Annotated in this window: 21 protein-coding genes and 3 pseudogenes; 10 read left to right on the plus strand and 14 right to left on the minus strand. The window is 46.6% G+C overall.

Annotated features, from left to right (window positions below; all coding sequences use genetic code 11):
• Window positions 1–119: 119 nt before the first annotated feature.
• On the minus strand, window positions 120–881 hold the full coding sequence (locus tag RIB93_RS11280) for a biopolymer transporter ExbD (RefSeq protein ID WP_446372877.1): 762 nt from the start codon (window positions 879–881) through the stop codon (window positions 120–122).
• A 363-nt stretch (window positions 882–1,244) separates the two neighbouring features.
• Window positions 1,245–1,892: pseudogene (locus tag RIB93_RS11285) on the minus strand (MotA/TolQ/ExbB proton channel family protein); the annotation flags it as partial.
• Between the two features lie 1,209 nt (window positions 1,893–3,101).
• On the opposite strand from RIB93_RS11285, the gene RIB93_RS11290 reads away from it, so the two are divergent.
• From RIB93_RS11290 to RIB93_RS11300, 3 genes and pseudogenes are all read left to right on the plus strand, one after another.
• Window positions 3,102–3,302 (plus strand): toll/interleukin-1 receptor domain-containing protein, encoded by a 201-nt coding sequence (locus tag RIB93_RS11290; protein ID WP_446372878.1) that lies wholly within the window; start codon window positions 3,102–3,104, stop codon window positions 3,300–3,302.
• Window positions 3,262–4,952, plus strand: a pseudogene (locus RIB93_RS11295) (toll/interleukin-1 receptor domain-containing protein); the annotation flags it as partial. The gene RIB93_RS11290 and the pseudogene RIB93_RS11295, both read left to right, overlap by 41 nt.
• Window positions 4,953–5,110: 158 nt before the next feature.
• On the plus strand, window positions 5,111–5,425 hold the full coding sequence (locus RIB93_RS11300; protein ID WP_446372879.1) for a YkvA family protein: 315 nt from the start codon (window positions 5,111–5,113) through the stop codon (window positions 5,423–5,425).
• A 322-nt stretch (window positions 5,426–5,747) separates the two neighbouring features.
• On the opposite strand, the gene RIB93_RS11305 is transcribed toward RIB93_RS11300, so the two are convergent.
• On the minus strand, window positions 5,748–6,536 hold the full coding sequence (locus RIB93_RS11305; protein ID WP_446372880.1) for a DUF4058 family protein: 789 nt from the start codon (window positions 6,534–6,536) through the stop codon (window positions 5,748–5,750).
• A gap of 384 nt (window positions 6,537–6,920) precedes the next feature.
• Here RIB93_RS11305 and RIB93_RS11310 point away from each other — a divergent pair, with 384 nt between their 5' ends.
• Entirely contained in the window at window positions 6,921–7,661 is a 741-nt protein-coding gene (locus tag RIB93_RS11310; RefSeq protein WP_446372954.1) for a DUF554 domain-containing protein, read from the plus strand.
• Here RIB93_RS11310 and RIB93_RS11315 read toward each other — a convergent pair.
• From RIB93_RS11315 to RIB93_RS11355, 9 genes and pseudogenes are all read right to left on the minus strand, one after another.
• Complete coding sequence (locus RIB93_RS11315) at window positions 7,648–7,938, minus strand: DUF2470 domain-containing protein (protein ID WP_044207414.1); 291 nt, start codon at window positions 7,936–7,938, stop codon at window positions 7,648–7,650. The two genes, RIB93_RS11310 and RIB93_RS11315, sit on opposite strands and share 14 nt — an antisense overlap.
• A gap of 95 nt (window positions 7,939–8,033) precedes the next feature.
• A complete protein-coding gene (locus RIB93_RS11320; protein ID WP_446372881.1) occupies window positions 8,034–8,558 on the minus strand; it encodes a hypothetical protein in 525 nt (174 codons plus the stop codon).
• A gap of 48 nt (window positions 8,559–8,606) precedes the next feature.
• Window positions 8,607–8,978, minus strand: a complete 372-nt coding sequence (locus tag RIB93_RS11325) for a hypothetical protein (RefSeq protein ID WP_446372882.1) — start codon at window positions 8,976–8,978, stop codon at window positions 8,607–8,609.
• A gap of 223 nt (window positions 8,979–9,201) precedes the next feature.
• Window positions 9,202–9,870 carry an HAS-barrel domain-containing protein gene (locus tag RIB93_RS11330; protein WP_446372883.1) on the minus strand — a complete coding sequence of 223 codons (669 nt, stop codon included), beginning with the start codon at window positions 9,868–9,870 and terminating at the stop codon, window positions 9,202–9,204.
• Window positions 9,871–10,064: 194 nt separating this feature from the next.
• Window positions 10,065–10,250 carry an NAD(P)H dehydrogenase subunit NdhS gene (locus RIB93_RS11335; protein WP_006101398.1) on the minus strand — a complete coding sequence of 62 codons (186 nt, stop codon included), beginning with the start codon at window positions 10,248–10,250 and terminating at the stop codon, window positions 10,065–10,067.
• Between the two features lie 193 nt (window positions 10,251–10,443).
• Window positions 10,444–11,703 carry a rod shape-determining protein RodA gene (gene rodA, locus RIB93_RS11340; RefSeq protein WP_446372884.1) on the minus strand — a complete coding sequence of 420 codons (1,260 nt, stop codon included), beginning with the start codon at window positions 11,701–11,703 and terminating at the stop codon, window positions 10,444–10,446.
• Window positions 11,704–11,904: 201 nt separating this feature from the next.
• Window positions 11,905–12,972 (minus strand): Mrp/NBP35 family ATP-binding protein, encoded by a 1,068-nt coding sequence (locus tag RIB93_RS11345; protein WP_446372885.1) that lies wholly within the window; start codon window positions 12,970–12,972, stop codon window positions 11,905–11,907.
• 109 nt (window positions 12,973–13,081) lie between these two features.
• Window positions 13,082–14,030: pseudogene (locus tag RIB93_RS11350) on the minus strand (RRXRR domain-containing protein).
• 347 nt (window positions 14,031–14,377) lie between these two features.
• A complete protein-coding gene (locus RIB93_RS11355) occupies window positions 14,378–14,860 on the minus strand; it encodes an SRPBCC family protein (RefSeq protein ID WP_446349601.1) in 483 nt (160 codons plus the stop codon).
• Between the two features lie 309 nt (window positions 14,861–15,169).
• Between RIB93_RS11355 and hemF the strand changes: the two genes are divergently transcribed.
• On the plus strand, window positions 15,170–16,204 hold the full coding sequence (gene hemF, locus RIB93_RS11360) for an oxygen-dependent coproporphyrinogen oxidase (protein WP_446372886.1): 1,035 nt from the start codon (window positions 15,170–15,172) through the stop codon (window positions 16,202–16,204).
• Window positions 16,205–16,777: 573 nt separating this feature from the next.
• Window positions 16,778–17,146, plus strand: a complete 369-nt coding sequence (locus RIB93_RS11365) for an STAS domain-containing protein (RefSeq protein ID WP_006101536.1) — start codon at window positions 16,778–16,780, stop codon at window positions 17,144–17,146.
• Between the two features lie 99 nt (window positions 17,147–17,245).
• On the opposite strand, the gene RIB93_RS11370 is transcribed toward RIB93_RS11365, so the two are convergent.
• Complete coding sequence (locus RIB93_RS11370; RefSeq protein ID WP_446372887.1) at window positions 17,246–17,860, minus strand: CpcT/CpeT family chromophore lyase; 615 nt, start codon at window positions 17,858–17,860, stop codon at window positions 17,246–17,248.
• Between the two features lie 492 nt (window positions 17,861–18,352).
• Here RIB93_RS11370 and psb29 point away from each other — a divergent pair, with 492 nt between their 5' ends.
• Window positions 18,353–19,078: a photosystem II biogenesis protein Psp29 gene (gene psb29 / locus RIB93_RS11375; protein WP_446372888.1), complete on the plus strand. Its 726-nt coding sequence runs from the start codon at window positions 18,353–18,355 to the stop codon at window positions 19,076–19,078.
• Window positions 19,079–19,148: 70 nt separating this feature from the next.
• On the opposite strand, the gene trxA is transcribed toward psb29, so the two are convergent.
• Window positions 19,149–19,466: a thioredoxin gene (gene trxA / locus RIB93_RS11380; protein WP_446372889.1), complete on the minus strand. Its 318-nt coding sequence runs from the start codon at window positions 19,464–19,466 to the stop codon at window positions 19,149–19,151.
• A 182-nt stretch (window positions 19,467–19,648) separates the two neighbouring features.
• Between trxA and RIB93_RS11385 the strand changes: the two genes are divergently transcribed.
• From RIB93_RS11385 to fabG, 3 genes are read left to right on the plus strand one after another with little or no spacing between them, the layout of a single operon-like run.
• Window positions 19,649–20,443, plus strand: coding sequence for an RNA-guided endonuclease InsQ/TnpB family protein (locus RIB93_RS11385; protein WP_446372890.1), 795 nt, complete (start codon window positions 19,649–19,651; stop codon window positions 20,441–20,443).
• Window positions 20,379–20,636: a zinc ribbon domain-containing protein gene (locus RIB93_RS11390; protein ID WP_446372891.1), complete on the plus strand. Its 258-nt coding sequence runs from the start codon at window positions 20,379–20,381 to the stop codon at window positions 20,634–20,636. The genes RIB93_RS11385 and RIB93_RS11390 overlap by 65 nt, the downstream gene beginning before the upstream one ends.
• A gap of 59 nt (window positions 20,637–20,695) precedes the next feature.
• Window positions 20,696–21,457, plus strand: coding sequence for a 3-oxoacyl-[acyl-carrier-protein] reductase (fabG, locus tag RIB93_RS11395; protein ID WP_446372892.1), 762 nt, complete (start codon window positions 20,696–20,698; stop codon window positions 21,455–21,457).
• The last annotated feature ends 217 nt before the right edge of the window (window positions 21,458–21,674 follow it).

Genomic DNA, 21,674 nt, shown 5'->3' on the forward strand with positions numbered 1-21,674 from the left:
CCCTTACATAAGACTAAGGACATAAGACATAAGACATAAGACGAATGACAAATGACGTAGCTTGCTTCTCGCGGCAGCGAGTTCTCAGCCGTTAACATTTATTGTCCCTACCTAAAAAATTATTCCCCTTGCGGCTGCGGTGACGTGGGTGTACCAGAATTGGGTGGAACAGAACCACCGGGGTTGATGGGAAATTGTCCAGGAGACGGTGATAAACCCCCTGGATTCGGTTGGGGTGATCCAAATTGAGGTTGACCCGGAACCCCGGGAAATTGAGGCGGCAAATTAGGATTAAATGTGCCATCCGGATTCATTGGCAGTTGTCCGGGATTGGGGTTAAATTCGGGTACTCCAGTGGAGGGAGACAGGGGATTTGTTCCCGGAAATTGCGGCGATTGTCCGGGTGAATTAGCTAGCGCTACGCGATCGCCCCCGACTTCCCGGAGTAAGTCCAAGATTTGTACAACTTCGTTATACATGGCATTGGGGGAGGCGTAGAGGACAAACACGCCACTAGGGTTTTGTTGCTTGTAAGCTTGGAGTTGTTGGATAAACTGATCTTGGCTAATTACCGGATTTTTCTCTACATACACTTGTCCTAATTCATCCAAACTGATCATCAGAATTTGTCGTCCCTGGGAAGTTCCGGTACTGGCTTTGGGTAAATCCACACTAATGGCTTGTTGGCGCGATAAACCTACGGCTGCCAGGATAAAGAAGGTCAAGATACAGAAGATAACATCAATGAGCGGTACGATCTCGATGCGAACTTCTTCCGTGGGGGCATCCATCCGCAAGTTTAAGGGGCGGGGTAATGGGGGGACAAAAGCGGCGCGTTGTTTTTTGGTTCGCGGCTGGGGTGACTGGCGTAGTGTTGTCATCGTTATAAATGTCAAAATCGGGCAAACTGTACGGGTTGATGATGTCTGCTTTGGTATCTATTTTTCTGGCTTTCCTTGGGGGTTGGGGACAGCCGTGCGATCGCTTTCCGAGACTTGAGACTTATCTGGGTCAACGTTATCATCTGGGTTGGCTTTAGTATTGGCGACGGGAGTGCGATCAGTTTCTGGGACTTGAGACTTGTCTGAAGCAACGTTATTGTCTAGGGTAGCCTTAGCATTGGCGACGGGAATGCGATCATCCGGCTTTTGCTGGGATTGAGGTTTTGGGGGTGGAGTGCGATCGCCTTTGGGAACCTCAAAACTCTCTTGATAAACGTTAACGTTATTCTCTGGAACGTTATAGTTCAGCACTTGCTCACTATCCTCAGCCTGTAACCAATCTTGGCGATACAGCAATTCCAACTCTGTCCCCGCTTTGCGGAATATTTTGACTTGGTTAAACCAAAAGGCTTGAAACAGTCGATAAAATGCCAAACTGGTAATCGCAATAATCAGTCCTGCCGCTGTACTAATCAGCGCTTCACCGATTCCCAAGGTTACCCCAGCGGTAGAGGCTGTACCCAGTTGATCAATAGTAATAGAGCCTAAGGAGTTGATTAAACCGAGTACCGTTCCCAATAACCCCAACAGCGGAGACAGCGCAATCACCGCTTCTAATAGCTTATCGCCGCGTCGCATCGCCGCTAACTCGTCATCAGCCGCCCCCTCCAAGGCTAAGCGGAACAATTCCGGTTCGGGGCTGATCAGTCGTAGGGGAGCATATAAATATCGTCCCACGGGTTGTCGGCGTGATTTCATCGCGATTTCTCTAGCCACCTGCCAATTTTGAGCCGCTGCATCCAGCACCCGATTGACGATTTCCTGTTGTTTCAATAGGATTCCCGCCCAAAACCAGAGTCGTTCAAAAATTGTACCAACTGCCAGGATCGAAAGCCCTAACAGGGGCCATATAGCGATTCCGCCCTTTTCAATAATCGCAACAATATCCATATCCATTCTCAACCTCCCTTGATTGCTCAGTATAATCGTCCCTGCTAAAATGCAAGCCACTCCAATTCTAGGGATTTCTCGCCGTTTGCAAAGAGGTTGAGTGAAGTAACCCAACTTGCTTACGCGCTACGCGCACGCAAGCGAACGCTGAAGTTGGGGCTTCCAACTCCTTAAAAACAAGGACGGTCTTATTCGTCTTTGGGATTTCCCGCTTCGTCCGCCGATGCCTCCAAAAGTTGCCCTCTATTGGTCTTACTCAGCGTCCACAGGCAGTCGCCCGTCTTCCACAGGCGGTAATTTTGTTAGTCCGCTTGGTTTTCGCGGTTTATGGTTAGAGTTCTAACCGAATAATGCCATTAGGCATCTTGCGCTATTCTTTTCTGGACGCTTACAAGCGAACGGTGGTCGAGTTCATTAACACGCAAGGACTACATCTCTATCACACCTAGCCCAACCATCTGTCTTCCCATGCCTTAGAAGGTAGACCTAGGAGGGTTATTATCATCGTACTACAGAAGGTTTAGCGTATCAGGAGAATTTGGGAATTTCGTTCCTCAATTCTGGCTACTCATATCTGGCTCGCTACTCACCTTAAATTAAATGGCACTGAAAACTTGCATTTTTGAATCGCCGAAACTCTTGATATACCGTAGGGTGGGCATTGCCCACCAGCCTTAACTTAGTACAATTCAACCTAAATTTTTGCACAAAAAGTTCTCGTAGTGGTGTGGCACACCTTATTTAATGAATTAAGCATTAGCCCGGAAACTGTAGGGGCGCAAGGCTTGCGCCCGATTCAATGGTGAAATCTATTCAACAATTTTAGCTGTGTCAGTCCAGTAGTGGTGTTGCACGCCTAAATTGATGGATGAGATTCGGCTTGTAGTAAGGGCTTTAGCCCTATAGTTCGTTGGGTTGAGCGAAGTCGAAACCCAACCTACAACCTAATCTACGATTTTTGCTGTGTCAGTCCACGACTGGGGTGGCACAGCTACAATGGTGGGATAAATTTTACGGTGACATTGGAAGCACGTCGGTACGGTAAAAGGGCGCACGTCGGTCATCCGTGTCAACTTAAGCTCAACCCCTCACCCCTCTTGTAGGGGGGAACGAGGGGGGTAGGGGGGAACGAGGGGGGAGGGAGAAGGGGTTAGGGGATGAGGGGGAAAATGTTGAGGAGTAGATAGAAAATGGACAGATTACCAGGAAATGACAACATTATTTGATGCCTTTATCTCCTACGGACGAGCCGATAGTAAAGCCTTCGCGCAAACCCTGCAAGCGCGTCTCACTCAACAAGGCTTTAACGTCTGGTTTGACTTCAATGATATCCCCCTAGCAGTAGACTTTCAGAATCAAATTGATGATGGCATTGAAAAAGCATCCTACTATTCTGCTCCGAGGGTATAACTTACGCAGTGCTGAGACGTGGTTAAAGGTGGCACAAAAACGGACACACCATCTACCCATCGCTTTACAAGAAGAATTCATTACTGAAAGCCTGCGACAACCGCCCTTAGAATCACTGGATGTGTTTATCTCTTATTCTCGTGCGGACTCAGATTTGGCGAGAAAGCTGAATGATGCGTTACAGATGCAGGGAAAAACGACGTGGTTTGACCAGGAAAGTATTGCATCGGGAAGTGACTTTCAGCAGGAAATTCAGTTAGGAATTAAAGCCTGTGATAACTTTTTGTTTATTCTTTCACCGCGTTCGATAAAATCCCCCTACTGTGCTGCTGAGGTGGAGTATGCAGCGAGTTTAAATAAGCGGTTTGTCACGGTATTACATCAACCCGTAGACTCGGCAGATTTACATCCAGAGTTAGCCAAAATTCAGTGGATTGATTTCAATCAGAATCAACGGGAGTTTAATGCCAATTTCAATCAATTTGTCAGAGCCTTAGATACGGATAGAGAACACGTTCGCCTGCATAGCAAATGGTCACAGCGGGCGCTGGAGTGGCAGCAGCATGATAAAAGTGATGATTTATTGTTACGGGGAAATGAATTAGCGATTGCACAAGACTGGTTACAGGAAACAAATCAAAGCCAGAAAAAGCCGACAGCCACCGATTTACAAAACGCATTTATTCAGGCAAGTCTAGCGGCGCAAGAGGCTCATTTGCATCAAGAAGAACTTCGTCGTCAACGAGAACTGAAACAAGCTCGCCGAATTATCATTGTATCGGTTACTGCCTTGATTGGCTTGATGGGTTTAACTGGCTTGGCTGTAGTCCAGTGGCAGGAATCAGACAAAAGGATGGCAGGTCAAATTGATGCGTTAAGCCGCTTTTCCCAGATACTGGTTAAATCAAATCTGAAATTCGATGCTCTGATTGAAGGGATTCGGGCAGGAACGCTACTCAAAGAATCAAATTCAGAAAACTTGGAGTCTAAAAAGCGAATTTCTCAAACCTTGCAGACGGTAATTTATGACAACAAATTTAGAGAGCGGAATCGACTAATGGGTCATGAAGATCGGGTCGAGAGCGTAGTGTTCAGCCCAGATGGAAAGACGATTGCTTCTGCTAGTGATGATATAGTGATGATAAAACAGTCAGGTTGTGGAATCAAGACGGTGAACCTCTCAACACCCTTTCTGGTCATGAAGATTCGGTCTATAGCGTAGCGTTCAGCCCAGATGGAAACACCATTGCTTCTGCTAGTGAGGATGGAACAGTCAGGTTGTGGAATCAACAAGGTGAACTTCTCCACACCCTTTCTGGTCATGAAGCACAAGTCATCAGCGTAGTGTTCAGCCCAGATGGAAAGATGATTGCTTCTGCTGGTGGGGATAAAACAGTCAGGTTGTGGAATCGAGATGGTGAACCTCTCCACACCCTTTCTGGTCATGAATATTCGGTCTTTAGCGTAGTGTTCAGCCCAGATGGAAACACCATTGCTTCTGCTAGTAATGATAAAACAGTCAGGTTGTGGAATTTAGAGGATTTAACCCTAGATGCACTCATGAACAGAGCTTGTGATTGGGTTGAGGATTATCTAAAAAACAACGCCCCAGAGAGTGATCAGGCTTTGTGTGATGATGTTGAACAGTAACCAAGCGCGATTCCGATCATCCCCAGCAAATCCCAGTCCCATCAAACTCTCCCCCTCACGTCAATAGGTGTAAGTTCTGCACCTGAACAGGTGGGTTATCCCCATAGAGGTTCCGGGATGAATTTGGCAAGATGAAAGGTAGCTGTTGGGGAAAACTGATGAATAATTTTTCAATCCAATCCATTTATAACTGGTATCGTAACGCGGTTCGTAATCCTAAATACCGTTGGTGGATAGTTTTAGGTACTATCCTTTATGTGTTTAGTCCCATTGATATCGCTCCAGATTTGATTCCAATTGTCGGGCAAATTGATGATGTTGTCGTGCTGACGCTGCTGGTGTCTGAGATGTCGCAGTGGTTGATTGATTTGGCTAAATCTCGCCAAGCGGGAGTCGTCACGGAAGAAACCAGTACCGCACCGGAAGCTACGGTAGATGTGAAATCTGTTTCTGTGGAAGAGCCCATCCTGTAGCTTACTTTTGGTCAGGATATAGAAAACCTCTCTCCAAACCTCTCTCCGAACCTCTCCCTAGCCCTCTCCTACAAGGAGAGGGAAGCGGAATATATTTTTTTATTTGGAGAGGCTTTGAATTCTCCCCCTTCCCACCCCTTCGGGGAAGCAAGCTACGCAGGGAAGGGGGCTGGGGGGTTAGGTTTTTAGGTTTGATGTTGATTTTTTGATATGCAGTACACAGACAGATCCCCGACTTCTTCAAGAAGTCGGGGATCTTGCTTAGAGACTGTACCTCATCAACCACCAAATCTGCTGTATATTCTCGTAGCAAGTCCTATTTTTAGTTATTTCGATGCCCTGTTTCTCGCAAGAGTCTATCTGCCCAAACCGCATATTTTTCCGACAACGGTGGAACGGGTTCTTGATTATAAGCGATCGCTAAATTGTATCTGGCACGTTCATATACACCATTCAATAACGTTTGTAAATCCACCAGAGGTTCTACATCCTCTGACTGTAATGGTAATCCAAATGAGGGAATCGCGTCTCGCACGCTAAACCCATACAATTGGGCTAGAGGACGGCAATCGCCTCGACTCACCACAATTCGATAATCTGAAAGAGGTACTTCGCCTAAAAATACCATCGGCTTTCCTCCTCGAAGTAAATCAATTTCGACGAGATGAGCAGTCGTCGCTAATACTTTTTTGCGCTTCCGTTCGTAAGCTTTTCTCCCCTCACCTGCACGTTTATTCTTAGGCGATAGAAGTTTAATCACTGTCACAACATAATTGGTGGCGATTTCGCGAATTTCTAAATAACTTTCTTTGATAGGATCGGGTACAGGCATTGTCACTGTTACAGCTTCAGATGTCGAGGAAAAGGTTACTGTTGATGCCGTTGGTTTAGTATTCTTCTGTTGAGAAAATACAGACACATCAGGAAGTCCTACCAAAACTGAATCTGACGCATCACTTAAATAGGTGCGCTGCTCAATTGCCACCCGATATTGTGGCGGAATTTGCGAGGCTAAGGAGTCGGCAAGGTTGACGATTAAGCGATTATGTACTTCTGGCCAAAATGCCGGATTTTCTAAATAAGGATTCATGCCGGGAAAGGGAGAAGCCATAGAACAGTCCTTGAGCCAAGATGGATTAAATACTATACTATATTAGATTAGGTTTGTAGTAAGGGAACTTTAGCCTTAAATTTACTAACTTGTGCGTTTGGTGTTAGCGTTCAAGTTGTTAACTGGCGTGGCACAGCTAAAATGATGGATTAGATGTGACGATTGAATCGGGCGCACGCCATGCGCCCCTACAGTTTCGGGGCTAATGGTTAATTCATCAAATAAGGTGTGCCACGCTACTACTGGACTGACATAGCTAAAATTGTGGAATAGATTTTACCATTGAATCGGGCGCACATCGGTGCGCCCCTACGGTTTCTGCGCTAATGATTAATGTATTAAATTAAGTATGCTACGCCACTATTAACGTTGACAGTTAATGTTTTGCTGACTGATTTCTTTGCTAAGACAAGCGGAACTTGGATAAATGTGATAACGGTAGCTATTGGTACAACGGTCGGGTTGTTACTGAAGCACCGTTTACCTAAACCTATGCAACAAATTATCACCCAAGGGGTAGGGCTTCTCACCCTATTTCTGGGTGTTAGCATGGCGGCGAGTATGACTCAGGTGCAAGCAGGGCGCATTGATGGTGTGGTGTTGGCGCTGATTAGTATTGTGTTGGGGGGATTACTGGGAGAATGGTGGCAAATTGAAGCTAGACTGCAATCGGTGGGACATTGGCTGAAGACTCGATTTCGCGGAAGTGGTGCGTTCACAGAAGGATTTGTGGCGGCTAGCTTATTATTTTGTGTGGGTCCAATGACGTTGCTGGGAAGTCTGAATAATGGCTTGACAGGTGACGATACCTTGCTGACGCTAAAAGCCGTAATGGATGGAATCGCCGCGATCGCACTTTCGAGTAGTTTTGGGATTGGCGTCGGTTTTTCGATTATTGTGATTCTCGTCTATCAAGGTGGAATTTCTCTGGTGGCGGGAGTCTTGGCGCAAGCGATTCCTGATCCCGCCAGTGATCCTCGAATTCTCTTGATTACCGGGGTAGGGGGATTAATGATTTTGGGGACGGGAATCAACCTGTTACAGTTGACCCACATCCGTGTTGCGTCTTTTTTACCCGCGTTGATAGCCGCTCCGTTAATTTATCACGTCGCTAGGTTGATTTAGCTGCACCTCTGGCTTGCTTCACCATGTCAATTAACGTGTGATGGGCGTCTTCAGAGTCTTTGAGGGTGTGATCAAACTCAATGCGTAAGGGAACCGACTCACCCTGACGTTGGGCGATTAAATTCATTCCTGTCGCATCAATGGACTGCATTTGAGCCGACTCAGTATCGGGAGAGTTCCCGAAGGTACGGGCGTAAAGCGCGATCGCGTCACCATGATCCTCGTTCATGTGCTTACAGATGCGATCGCTGACTTGTTGGGTAAACTGTTCAGACATAACTCCTACTTGTATACGGGATAGTTGTATTGTTTCTCAAACTTGGGCGTTGCTGCAATTGGGACATTTCACCGAGTCTGAGAATTACGGGAATTTTATTCGGGATTTTGGGAAGCACGAAATTGTTTGAAACTCCTGCTCAAAATCCAGACGCTGATTAATTCTAATAATACTCCAAAACTCAATGTTAGTATCCGTAGCGGTTGAATAGATTTTTGTTGGGGTTCTCCCCTATAGAATCCTATCGGTTGATTGATTAATTGATTTTTTATTTCTTTAAGGCTAAATGTCCAGGATTGCTCATCGGCTAACACTGTCACTTCATCAGGACGACAATCAATGGATTGAATAGATGGGTAGGCATAAGTATGAAAAATTTGTTTTTCTGTAGGGAATTTACCGTTATCAAAAGTAACGGAGTACCAATAAGCAACCGTTGCACCTCCATTTCCCTGATATAAACGAATGATTGCTTCTGTCGATGGAATTTGACATTGCATCATTAATGTTTCAAGTTGAGGATTTCCCCATACATTGCGGTCTGGCAATAGTAGCTTAACGCCCCAAATGGCTAAAAGTAGGGCGAGAATACATTGAACTAACGCTGACGCTTTTCTCATGTTATGAGCAGCTAATTCTTATGGTTTTTTCATAAAGTTTGTTAGATATTAACCACTTTGATTGTTATCTTGTATTTCCACAAAATACTCTGCGATCGCCTCCAAGTCTTCTATGGATCGATTCAACCGATTGATCATCGCTTCAGCGACTTCTGGTTCAGCATTTACCGCTTCCAACTTTTGCCGCAAATAGTGATTCAGGGCGTCCACCCATAGCGACACACCTATGTGTTGGATAGCGGCTAATAGTCCCATATTGGTTAAAATCGCCAAATGAAACCCCGTTTGGTCTTGTCCACCATACCCCAAGTAGCCGTTGCTCAGTTCTAGCTTTTCTGGCGTAAATTCGGCATACTGATCGAAAGTAATCCCCTGAGGATCTAACTGGGGTTGGGGAAGTGGTGGTTGAGATTGAGTCATGGTTGTCCTGAGTTAGTGCGATCGCTAAGCTAAACTATGGCTTTAACAAGATCTAAATATTATTCTGCCTGATCCATCTGTTCAACCCCATTATCCCATTGTTGAATAACCGCTTGCAGTTCAGTCGGTAATGCTTCAACACTGGACTCCATATACTCAACAGTTTCAATCTAGCGTCCAGAACTAAGCTCAACTGAGGATGTTACGGGAATTGATACTAAACTCACCAGTGCAGTTGACTCAAAATATATCGCAAACGGTCATAATCATCCTTGAGTAAAACACTCAGGGTTCGCCCTGCTTGAACTAACCAATCGCGATCGCCCTTACGGATTTGATAGATTTCTCGGATCGCTGCCGCCGTTAACGCTTCCACTGGCGCTCCAGTGACTAAGAGAAGGGTGCGTAAAAAATCCAATTGTTCACTAAAGTAAATAATCTCGTCTGGTTGACATTGATAGACAGCTTGATGAATTTGCGGCGGACGAGGAGGCAAATATTGATAGGCTCGTCCTCTAGGGGGTTGGTCACCATTATGTCCCTCACCAGGCGGTATAAACCCAACAATCGCCGCCCGAAACTCCGTTTTCAGCATGGCAAAAATCTGTGGTTGTTGCTCTCGCAATTCTGCCAGTGACAATCCCAACGCAACAGCCCGGTGAACTGAATCAATCGGGCTAGTTGTGGCATGATAAACGATCGCCATAACCTGATTTCCCGATTCTTCATCAACGGATTTGACCCAACTGCCAAAAGGTGGCATGACCGGAAAACTCAAATCTTCTGGCTCTAGGCATTGTGCCAGAAATTCTGTAGTTGCCGTTTCTATGACTTCCGCAATGTGATTATCAGGGCGTTCTCTAGCCGTAAACTGGGGTAAAGGAAGACGCATAGTTTAGTCCTTTTTCATTCGTCATCTGTCATTTGTTTTGTTTATAGATAGATTTAATGAAACGTGAACAGACAAGAGGATTAAACAGGAAACAGAGGAAATAAAAACCGTCTTTTTCCCGTCTTTAAAATAATCTCTTCTGGTTCACGAATCATTTCGGTTCGCTATAACGGGTCACAGGTTAAAAGTCCTGTTTATTTTTTGCCTTTAGGGTTCACCTCTTCAAGTTCCGATAAATTGAACGTGACAATTTTATCCCAGTTGCCGCCTTCAAACAGCACACCTGCTTTTCCATCACCGATACGCTGGACTATCCCTTCAAATTTGTAGTAAGTGTCATCGCCGTTGATAACGCGCACAATTGAGCCAGGAAGAATCATCAATTTTTACCCCTAAATCTCTATCTCTTCAGCTTACTATAATGTGCTAGCTGATAGTTTAGCTAATTTGTTCTCAAACCTTACGCAGCTAAACCCTATATATTAGTCAAGGTGCGTTACGCTACGCTCTCCCCACCCTACATATAGAGCATTTGCCTAAGTCCTACCCTGACAAAGGACAAATGACCAATGACTAAAACTTCAATCGGTGTCGGTGATTGGCAACCGATTCCACTAATCCAATGGCTAAAAAATTTGCCAGTAATGCCGATCGCCCATAACTTAACAACGGTAGTGGAATCCCGGTAATCGGGGCTAAACCAATATTCATGCCGATGTTGATCACCGTTTGAAACACAATCATCGATAGGACACCAATTGCCAATAGTGAGCCAAAGTTATCCTTAGCATTTTGGGCAATAATCACTAACCGTAAACACAATAGCCAAAAGGTAAATAGGACAAGCAAACAACCAATAAATCCGAGTTCTTCACCAATGGCAGAAAAGATAAAGTCGGTGTGCTGTTCCGGAATAAAGTGGAGTTGGGTTTGCGTCCCCTGATGCAGTCCTCTTCCCGTGAGTTGACCTGCGCCAATGGCAATTCGAGACTGAATCAAGTGATATCCTCCGCCTAAGGGATCTTTATCCGGATCTAAAAAAAGAAGCAATCGGTCTTTTTGATAATCTTGAAGCAATCCCCATAACAAGTTTCCTAATCCCCCCGAAATCACATTGGCAACCAATGCTCCAATCCCACCAAAGAAGGACCACGGTAAAGTCCGCCAACCAATCAGCATCATCGCTCCTACCCAGACAAACCATCCGGGCAAAAATACATTGAACATGATCGCGGAAACGATGGGAGACACGAATAAAATTAACCATCCGGGATTAGCATTTCCCCAATAGAGCATTCCCATCGTAATCGCACCAAACACCAATGAGGTTCCCAAGTTTGGCTCTAAAAATACAAATAGCCAGGGAACTGCCGCAATAGCTAAGACGCGAAATACCGCATTTAATGTTGAAGCCGGTTGCCAGTGGATAATCGCGGCGAGGGTGATAATCAAGCCAATTTTGGCAAATTCCGACGGTTGAACGTGAAAACCTAGGATATTCAGCCACCGTTGTGCGCCATTTGCCGTCGTCCCCATAATCATCACCGCAAACAAGGCGATATTCGTCACCCCATAAACCATCCAATGCCATTGGAGTAAGATTTCGTAACGCGATCGCGCGATGAGTAGACACAGCGTTAAACCAATACCCCCAATGATCCAGTGCCACCACCAATCGGTTAGCCCCTCATTCATTTCGGCGCTGCGAATCATTACTCCACCGAGGAAGGTGAGACTTAGGGTAACAAATAATAGCTGCCAGTCTAGTTCCTGCCATCGGCTCAGGAACATAAGCCAGCGCATTTGGGTACGGGACAATGACTTTTGGAACATAATCGTTGGGGAATGCGATTGACGTTTCTAGCAATTAGCGCTCTGAAGATGCCCTGTTCAGGAATTTTTCACAACTATTTTGGATAATCCCTGATCAAATCCTAGGCTAGTTCAAAATAAGGATGGATAGGGAAGAATGCATTATAGTTTAACCCTATAATTCCTTTTTCCCCTCCTTCTCCTACTGTTTCTAATCAGCATTCAATGGCGGCTTAGGGCAGCAACAGACACTTTTGCCGCAATCGCCTTGGCGATCGCGATCAGCGCTTGAGCTGATGCCGACTCCGGTTCAGCCACGACAATGGGTAAGCCGCGATCGCCCCCTTGCCGCAGGGTAATTTCTAGGGGAATACATCCCAACAAGGGTATGTCTAATTCCTGAGCGGTTTTTTCGCCGCCTCCTGAACCAAACAGATCATACTGGCGATCGGGCAGATCCGGTGGAATAAAATAACTCATGTTTTCCACGATACCCAATACCGGAACTCCCAATTGCTGGAACATCTTCAAACCGCGCCGGGAGTCCAACAGGGCAACATTTTGAGGCGTTGTCACAATGATCGCCCCAGCCATAGGTACAGCTTGGGCTAAGGTCAACTGAGCATCTCCGGTTCCCGGTGGCATATCCACAATCAGATAATCCAATTCTCCCCAATTCACCTGGTAGAGAAACTGGCGAATGATCCCATTTAACATCGGTCCGCGCCAAATCACTGGCTGATCGGGATCAATCAGAAATGCCATAGACACCAATTTAATGCCATGGTTAAAGGCAGGTTCAAGTACCTCTCCTTGAGAACCCTGTTGCACCATCACCTTGGCATCCGCTAATCCAAGCATCGCGGCGGTATTGGGTCCATAAATATCGGCATCAATCAGACCCACCTTGGCTCCCGTCTGGGCGAGGGCAACCGCCACATTCACCGCCACGGTACTTTTGCCCACACCGCCCTTCCCACTGGAAATGGCGACTAGATTTTTCACGCCATCAATCCCTTGGCGATCGGGTAACGATTGCTGCTGCGGTGTCTCTGCTGTCACATCGACCACAACCTCTTCCACATCCGGAAGCTGCTTCACCGCCTTTTGGCAATCCTCTACAATAAACTCTCGCAACGGACAGGCTGGTGTGGTTAACACCAGTGTAAAGCTAACCGTCCCGCCGTCGATTTTCACATTGCGGATCATATTCAATTCCACCAAACTCTTTTGGAGTTCAGGGTCTTGCACGGGGCGTAGTACGTCTAAAACTGAATGGGTATCAACCATAATCAGGACAAATTCCTAGGGTGACAATGTGCTGGGACAAACATCTTCATCGTACATCTCGTGAGACTCCGGGTTAAGCGAAGCAACCCGGAGAGGGATAGAGGTCAAATCAACCCTGAGCGAAGTCGAAGGGAAGATTTGACAGTCCAGTTGAAGGCACGACAATTAACCCTGTGCTTCGCTGCAACAACTGGACTTTTTTGGCGGAAAACTGCCCTAATCGTTTCCAGTTGGCATTACTGACAGAAACCTGTGTCTTGGTGTCTCCAGAACACCAACCTGTGTAAGTCTTTCCGGCTAAACTCAAACGCGGCTAAGGTCACACCATCAACGGCGTGTGTTGCTGATGTCTGATTAGCTTTGTTTTTCTTGTCTTTGGCTAACCCTAGCCACTGTCTAAGTTGCGTCGTGCCGTTGCCGTCTCTTTGCCATCCTTGGTGGGTTGTAACGGTCGCCAACTCAGATAGCCACTTAAGCATCTGTCGTTGTCCTACCATGACCGGAGAAAAACCAACACCAGACCGAGCCGACTTACGACCACTGGTCTTATCTACATCAGCCATGACCAACTCATAGTGAATGGCGCTAACAGGGAATAACTTGAGGAGTTCTTTGACTACCCTTAATTCCAATTGCTTATTAGCTCGAATTGAGGGGGGTAGCTTACCCTGTCTACGATTCTCAAACCTCTTTTGGCGGTGACACCGTTGAGAGTAGGGGAGTTTTCGGTTAATCCGTCTTCCTCGTCTTGCTCGACGCATGACCCGCCGTAACTCCATCCGCTCTTTAATTGTCTTAAACGGTAAGACCAGATGAGCCATCCAGAGAGTAGCACGGCTTGACTGAACCCCGATCCCTGAGTAGTGCTTACCTGGATCTATTCCTATGGCTATAGGTTGGGTGTCTTCTCCTGTCTCAAAGGTTAGCTGAATGGTAAAACATTCTAAGTCGTTGTGCATGATTTGGGCTTTACCCTCTTTCAGCCAACGCCTAGCACGACTAGGCTTAGTAGGCATTAGGGGTTTACCTGACTTTGATAGAACTGGTATTCGTAACATGGAGATAATCCTCACGAGTGAGTGTGTAGTCCCTTCCCGCCATCTCAACCAAGATGTCCTAACAATCGCGAGCGACTCGACAAAAAGTCTTAAAGATAACTTGGACTAGGGAAGTATCCAAGAGTTTGTACCAGGTTGAGACTCTGTGCGGTATTCAATACTTAGTTGCCGTTTGTCCGGCAATCCCCGTCCTCACGGAGTAGGGCGGGGTATTGAACAATCTTAATAGGTTACGGCTGATTGCTCATTCGTTATTTGTCATTTGTCATTTGTCATTTGTCTTATGTCATTTGTTTGCTTCCTATCTTCCCCAGCTTCCCCAGCTCCCCCAACTCCCCCAGCTTCCTCTAAACAACCACCCCCTGTTCCGCCGCTTGAGCTAATTCAGCCGCGACACGGGCAGCGTAGGGGCGAATAAACCACCATAGTAAGGGAGATAGCCATCCCCGCATTGTCACCGAAAAGGACACATACGTTCCGCACAAGCCTGACTCCACCCGATATGTCACTCGATTTTCCACCCCCGGAATTGCCAGCATCCGGACGCTAATTAATTCACCCGGCAATACCCGTTCGACAAACACTCGCACCGGAATGGGAATCAAGCGCGTTACCACCTGGTAAATCAAGCCAGGTTTCGGGATTAAACCTCTCGGTGCATTTGTACTACAGAGCAAAGGATTCCAGGAGACATCTGCCAAATTGATTAATTTTTGCCACAGAACATCCACCGGAGCATTACTGAGGGCGCGATAAGTCCGAAAGAGGGAAAATTTGCACCAAAGCCCCTCTTGACCTGCGATTAGCTTAAAGGAAAAATTTAGGATCACAGCACGCCTCCTATCGCGACGCTTCAGCAATGTTTATCTTACATTCGGCAAGACACGGTATTGCTAAGTACCTGGACATAAATTCTGTCCGCTGTCCTAAGAAATGTTAACCAGCCTCAAATCCTTACTGTTCCCTATTGCCCGTTCCCTTTTCCCTTATCCCCACCGCCCGACTTTAATGAAAGTCCGACTACTTAGCAATTAGTTGGCATAGTTGACACCATAAACCTTTAAAATAGAGCCTGGAACCCTTAAAATGCCTAACCATAGCCTTCTGGTTTAGGTAATACTGTATTTACTATTGAAATTATGACCGCAGCTCAGACACCGACCACAAATCCTAATCGTTCGTTACCTGCCACTGACTCTAGGGATAGAGTGAAGCAGTTCATGCAACAGATCCAAGACACTATTTGTGAATCCTTGGCAGAACTTGATGGTGCGGGTCAGTTCCAGGAAGATTCTTGGCAGCGGGAAGAAGGAGGCGGGGGTCGTTCTCGTGTAATCCGGGATGGTGCTGTCTTTGAACAGGGGGGTGTTAATTTTTCTGAAGTATGGGGGACTCAACTTCCGCCCTCGATTTTAACCCAACGTCCAGAAGCCGCAGGTCATGGCTTCTATGCCACGGGTACATCTATGGTGCTACATCCGCGCAGTCCCTATATTCCCACGGTTCACTTAAATTATCGTTACTTTGAGGCAGGACCGGTTTGGTGGTTTGGTGGAGGAGCTGATTTAACACCCTACTACCCCTTTGCCGAAGATGCGGCTCATTTCCATAAAACCCTAAAAGCCGCCTGTGACAATCATCACTCCGAGTACTATCCCGTATTCAAGCGTTGGTGTGATGAATATTTCTATCTCAAACACCGTCAAGAAACACGAGGCGTTGGCGGACTGTTTTTTGACTATCAAGACGGAACCGGGGAATTGTATAAAGGTCCCCACCCAGAAAAAGCAGCAGCCATCTACAGCAAGGAACTGGGGGCGGTAGAACCCCGAACCTGGGAACAACTGTTTGCCTGGGTGGAGGAGTGCGGTCATTCGTTTTTGCCAGCTTATATGCCAATTGTCGAGCGGCGGCGGGATATGAACTATGGCGATCGCGAACGCAATTTCCAGCTTTATCGTCGGGGTCGGTATGTCGAGTTTAACCTCGTGTATGACCGAGGAACGATCTTTGGCTTGCAAACGAACGGACGTACCGAATCGATTCTCATGTCTCTCCCTCCCTTAGTGCGCTGGGAATATGGCTACCAACCCGAACCGAATACACCAGAGGCTGAACTGTACGAAACGTTCCTCAAACCTCAAGATTGGACAAACTGGACTCCTTCAACCTAAACCGAATGGTACTGAATTAAGGTGGGTGGGCAGTGCCCACCATACGGTATCTCAAGGGTTTTGGTGATCCAAAACTGTTTAAGGAGCGTGCCATTGAACCTAAGCCAACTATCGGCGTTGAACTACGGGAGTGAGAAACAGTAACCCAATTCTTGCCCATTAATAGTCATCTTTACCAAAATTTGGCACAAAAATAGCATCCACTTTGTCCTGACCTAACTTGGGAATATGTACAATACAGAAGAGATTGCTAACGCAAAAACCACCCTGGCAATCTTTCTAGAGTGAGTTACACCCGATGTTAAGCCTGTGGACTGGTTAAGTGCCATCACTGCTAGGATGAAGCAGGAACCGTAGGGGCTTGGTAACCAAGCCTGTACTCCCAAGGATGTCCAGTTTTGGGGAACTTTGGGTAAGTTTTTTGTAACGGATAAGTAGCGTAGGTTGCCCGATTAAGTTACTTGTTGTTTCAACCATTCACCCAACGCCTAAGTAACGGAATTGATACCCAAACCCTGTATGGCTCCTCTTGTGATGTCAAGGGGAGCTACTGCTGCTCAAGGAGGTCTTTATATGATTCATATTGATCAAAAAACACACACGACCAAAGACGGTACAACAGTTATTGTTTTGGCGCCAATTGGACGCCTGGACATTACCACAGCTTGGCAATTTCGCCTGAAATTACAAGAATGCATTTCCAAACTCAGCCGCCATGTGGTGGTTAATCTCAGTCAGGTTAACTTCATTGACAGTTCTGGTTTAACCTCTCTAGTCGCGGGTATGCGCGATGCGGATAAGGTCAAAGGTAGCTTTCGCATCTGTAATGTCCATCCCGAAGCCAAACTGGTGTTTGAAGTCACGATGATGGACTCCGTGTTTGAAATTTTTGAAACGGAGCAAGAAGCTTTGGAAGGTGTACCCCGGAGTATGGCAACCTGAACAAAGGGATTCATACCCAAGTTTTGATGTAGGTCGTTCACTCACTCCCAAACAACCTGTACAGGAGAACAGTCCCCACCCAATCAGCAACTCAACCGATTAAATTAGCAGTTCCCCAGCGAAGTCTTGGCGTTTGGTAAATCGAAATGGACCGAGTAAGGCTCCCCAAGTGGCTTTTCCGGTACTAGGGTCAATGCCTTTATCGTAGCTGCGAAATTCATCGGCTGTTACTTCAAAGCCTAGAGAGACTTGGTAAGTATTGCCCTGATAACTAAAGCGACAAGGGCGATCGCTGGCTGAAGTGGTAGTAAATTCATAATTATTGAAACCAATTTGCTGCATCTGCACGTTTAGACGGCAATCGGGTAGAAATGTGATATCTTCGCGGTTAAGCTGCTGCAACAATTCAGGATGCCTACCTGCACCGCGAACGGCGTCCGGATCGTTGATCTGATAATACTGTACCTGTAACTCAGTGGAGGATTGGTCACTTTGATACAGCCGCAGAATCCGTTGACGGTAGGGGCGATCGAGGTTAGTAATCGGCGCTTGTTCGGCAAAGAGGGTGAGGCTATCGTCGCTAAATAAAGGAATCGGTCGTTGCCAGAGGTGTAAGTGAACATACCAGACTGGTTCAGTCAACGCCTGTTGTTGGTTATCAAATTTACCCGCCATATAGCTTGCCAGGGTGATCAGTTCTGGCGGTAGAGTCATGAGTTGAAGTTAAATTAGATTCAGCCAGAAAGCATTATACTATTAGACCTGTTCATCAAACCCAATAGTATCAAAGATAAACAGTAGCAAGTGCGAGTAAGGGAATAACTGGTAAGATGGAAGGAATGACTCGATTGAGACTCTACCCCCTAGGGTGAAAACCAAACGTTTAACTGTTTATTTCTTTAGCAGTTAGCCAGTCTGGCTGGGGCTGAGTAAAACCCGAACGCTAGTCTAGGCTCAAGTCCCTCAAAGCCTAATCGCGATTGATGGGTATGCTGCGCTAGAGGCGAATTATAAACGTATTGCGAAACAGTCTGGTTAGCGAAACGAAGGTAAAGTAACACCAAACCTTTCTCCGCTAACGTCGGGTACACGCCCGAAAGGACTGGAATAGTAACTGGGTCAAGGAGAGAGTCATCTCTTCGGGTTCTAGGGGATTGAGCCACTCAAGCGAGACAATGGTAAAAAATATCCTTTATATTTTGCTCTGTGAGTAACGTTCGCACCGTCTCGGATACAAAACGAGATTTTTATAACTATCACACCCGTCCAATCAACTCGATTTACCGACGGGTGGTAGAAGAATTGATGGTCGAGATGCATTTGCTGGCGGTCAATGTGGATTTTAAGTATGATCCCATCTATGTCTTAGGTGTGGTCGCATCTTTTAATCGTTTCATGCAAGGCTATCGACCGGAACGGGATAAAGAATCCATTTTTAACGCCCTTTGTCAGGCGGTGGGAGGTAATCCGCAACAGTATCAGGATGATGCTGAAAAACTGAAAGCCGCAGTCGGGCGTTTATCGGGGCAAGAACTGGTTGACTGGTTTAGTTCACCAACACCTTTAGAGGGTGCTGAGGATATTCATACCACGGTTGCCGCGATCGCAGATAATCCTAAGTTTAAATACTCTCGTCTGTTTGCCATTGGCTTGTATACCCTTCTGGAACAGGCAGAACCGGAGTTAGTTCAAGACGCGAAACAGTCGATGGAAATGCTCCAGCGAATCGGTCAAACTTTGCATCTTCCCCAAGAGAAATTACAGAAAGACTTGGAGTTGTATCGCAGCAACCTGGAAAAAATGGCTCAAGCCCAGATTGTCCTTGAAGACGCGATCAAAGCCGATCGCAAAAAACGGGAACAACGGGAACAGGACAAAAAGAAAGCCACAACCGGGTCCAGTGATTCCCCAGAATCCACGACAGCATCCTGAAGTTGATCAAGGGATATTGATCAAGTTCCGCCTGGGTAGAGACGTTCCGCCGGAACGTCTCTGTGGTTGTTCAAAGTAAAGGTTTTAGTCGTTCCATAAGCTGCTTGTCGGAGACAACCCCCTCAATCCGTTCCACCGCTTTGCCATCCTTAAAGAGTATCAGGGTGGGCAGGGCTTCAATATGATGATCAGAGGCAATCTGGGGGTATTTGTCTGTATCAATTTTGACCACTTGTAGCTTACCCTTGAGCTGAACACCGACTTGCTCTAGGGTCGGTGCTATCATCTGACATGGACCACACCAGGTCGCGTAAAAATCGACCAATACGGGTACATCCGATCCAGAGAGGAGTTCCTGAAAACTGGCAAACTGTTTTTTAACTGCCATAACAAAACATCATGGTGATTGGTGGTTTGGCTCGATTTTAGCTTATCTGGCGATTCATCTCGCGCTCTAATCTTCGATAGAGCGTGAGATGAATCGACAGCGAGAGTAAACTTGTTTCCTTTTTGTCCTGAATAGTTGCCACAAGCATAGTATAATAACTACCACAAAGGAGGTGACAAGAATTGAAGCGAAGCAAAGATACATTTAAACTGAACTATCAGTATCGGATTGTGCCAAACAAGCAACAGTTAAGCCAGCTAAAGGAATGGCTATACAAACTATGTCATATCCACAATTTGATGCTTTCAGAACGGTTTAAATGGTGGGCGTTCAATCGCTCACCTGTCAATGCTTGCCCAATTTTCGTCACTCATTTACCGGAACTGAAAGACCCACCTTCATACTATTCACAAAAACGAGCAAACCATTGGTCGCGGGAGTCCCACGGCAAACTCTATAAAGGAATCCACTCCCAAGTTATTCAGGAGGCGATTAAACGGGTAGAAGATACGTTTAATCGGTACATCAAGGGGGATTTAAAAGGGAAACGGAGCGGCAAACCTCGGTTTAAATCAGTGCGGCGATACCGGACGTTTTGTATGCCGCAATTGAAGTCAGATTGCCTGAGTGTGATTGTTAACCCGTATCGGCGTAAGAATGGGGAACGTCGGCGGGATATTGCCTATATCAATTTACCCAAAGTGGGTCAGGTAAAAGTGATCTACCATCGTCCAATCCCAGACGGGTTTACGATTAAGGCGGCGCTGATCTCGCGTCGGGCAGATGGCTGGTACGTGTGTTTGACGTTGGAAGACAAAAGCGTTCCCAATTTGAAGTTACCAGAGATAGAAGCAACAGAGGAGAATTCCCTTGGATTGGACGTAGGACTCGAAAAATTCTGGACAGCATCGGATGGGGAGGTCGAGCCGATTGTTCAGCATTACCGCCGAAGTGAACCAAGTATGCTCTTGTTGTAACCGCTACCACCAAAAAGATTTATCAGTTAGAATCCACGAATGTTTATGTGGATTTGTATTGGATAGAGATTGGAATGCGGCGATCAATATCAAGAGAGTTGGGCTGGGCATATTCCCAACTAGAAAACGCCGGAGGCGCCCTCGTAAGACGGCGACAAAGGAAGCTTACACTATACCTATAGGGTCAGTGTAGGAGGATGTCACTGCAAAATGCTAAGAGCTGACTTCAGTTAATGGAAAGAGAGATTTTTTATGGAAACATCACAGACATCTGCCCAACTCCGCGATCGCGTGGCGATTGTCACCGGGGCGTCACGGGGAATTGGTCGCGCTGTGGCATTGGCATTAGCCGCAGAGGGCGCAAAGGTAGTGGTTAACTACGCCAGTTCCAGTGGGGCGGCTGATCAGGTTGTCGCCAAAATTACCGAAGCCGGGGGAGATGCGATCGCACTTCAAGCAGATGTCTCAAAACTGGAAGAGGTGGAGACTCTGATCAAGGAAACCAAAGACAAATTTGGTCGCCTAGACGTACTGGTGAATAATGCTGGGATTACCCGCGACACCCTCTTGATGCGGATGAAACCCGACGATTGGCAGGCGGTAATTGACCTGAATCTCACGGGTGTGTTTTTCTGTACTCGGGCAGCCAGTAAAATTATGCTCAAGCAAAAATCGGGTCGTATTATTAATATTGCCTCCGTCGCTGGACAAATGGGCAATCCGGGTCAGGCAAATTATAGCGCCGCCAAAGCCGGAGTGATTGGGTTTACCAAAACCGTGGCGAAGGAAGTCGCGCCTCGCGGGATTACCGTGAATGCTGTGGCACCGGGATTTATTGAAACCGATATGACCAAAGATATTAAATCGGAGGATATCATCAAGTATATTCCTCTCGGTCGCTATGGCAAGCCAGAGGAAATTGCGGGCATGGTGCGATTTTTAGCTGCTGATCCAGCCGCCGCTTATATCACCGGGCAGGTGTTCAATGTCGATGGCGGTATGGTGATGGCTTGAGCGATCGCTGTAGGTTCGTAGTTGCGCTTTAGCGCCATAAACGCTTGTATCGTCCACTATAAACCCTAGATTCAATCCTATTAGGGACATGACATATCGTGTCTCTACTCTAGTTTTGCCATCGTCCCGACAACGTAGCTAAACGTATCGGAGCAACTGATGCTGAGATTGAGTAGGCGCGATCGCTGTTGACCAGTCGAATTACAGCTTGGATAAT

Origin of the sequence: Coleofasciculus sp. D1-CHI-01 (assembly GCF_040218875.1) — a bacterium.
In the GTDB taxonomy this organism is placed as follows: domain Bacteria; phylum Cyanobacteriota; class Cyanobacteriia; order Cyanobacteriales; family Coleofasciculaceae; genus Coleofasciculus.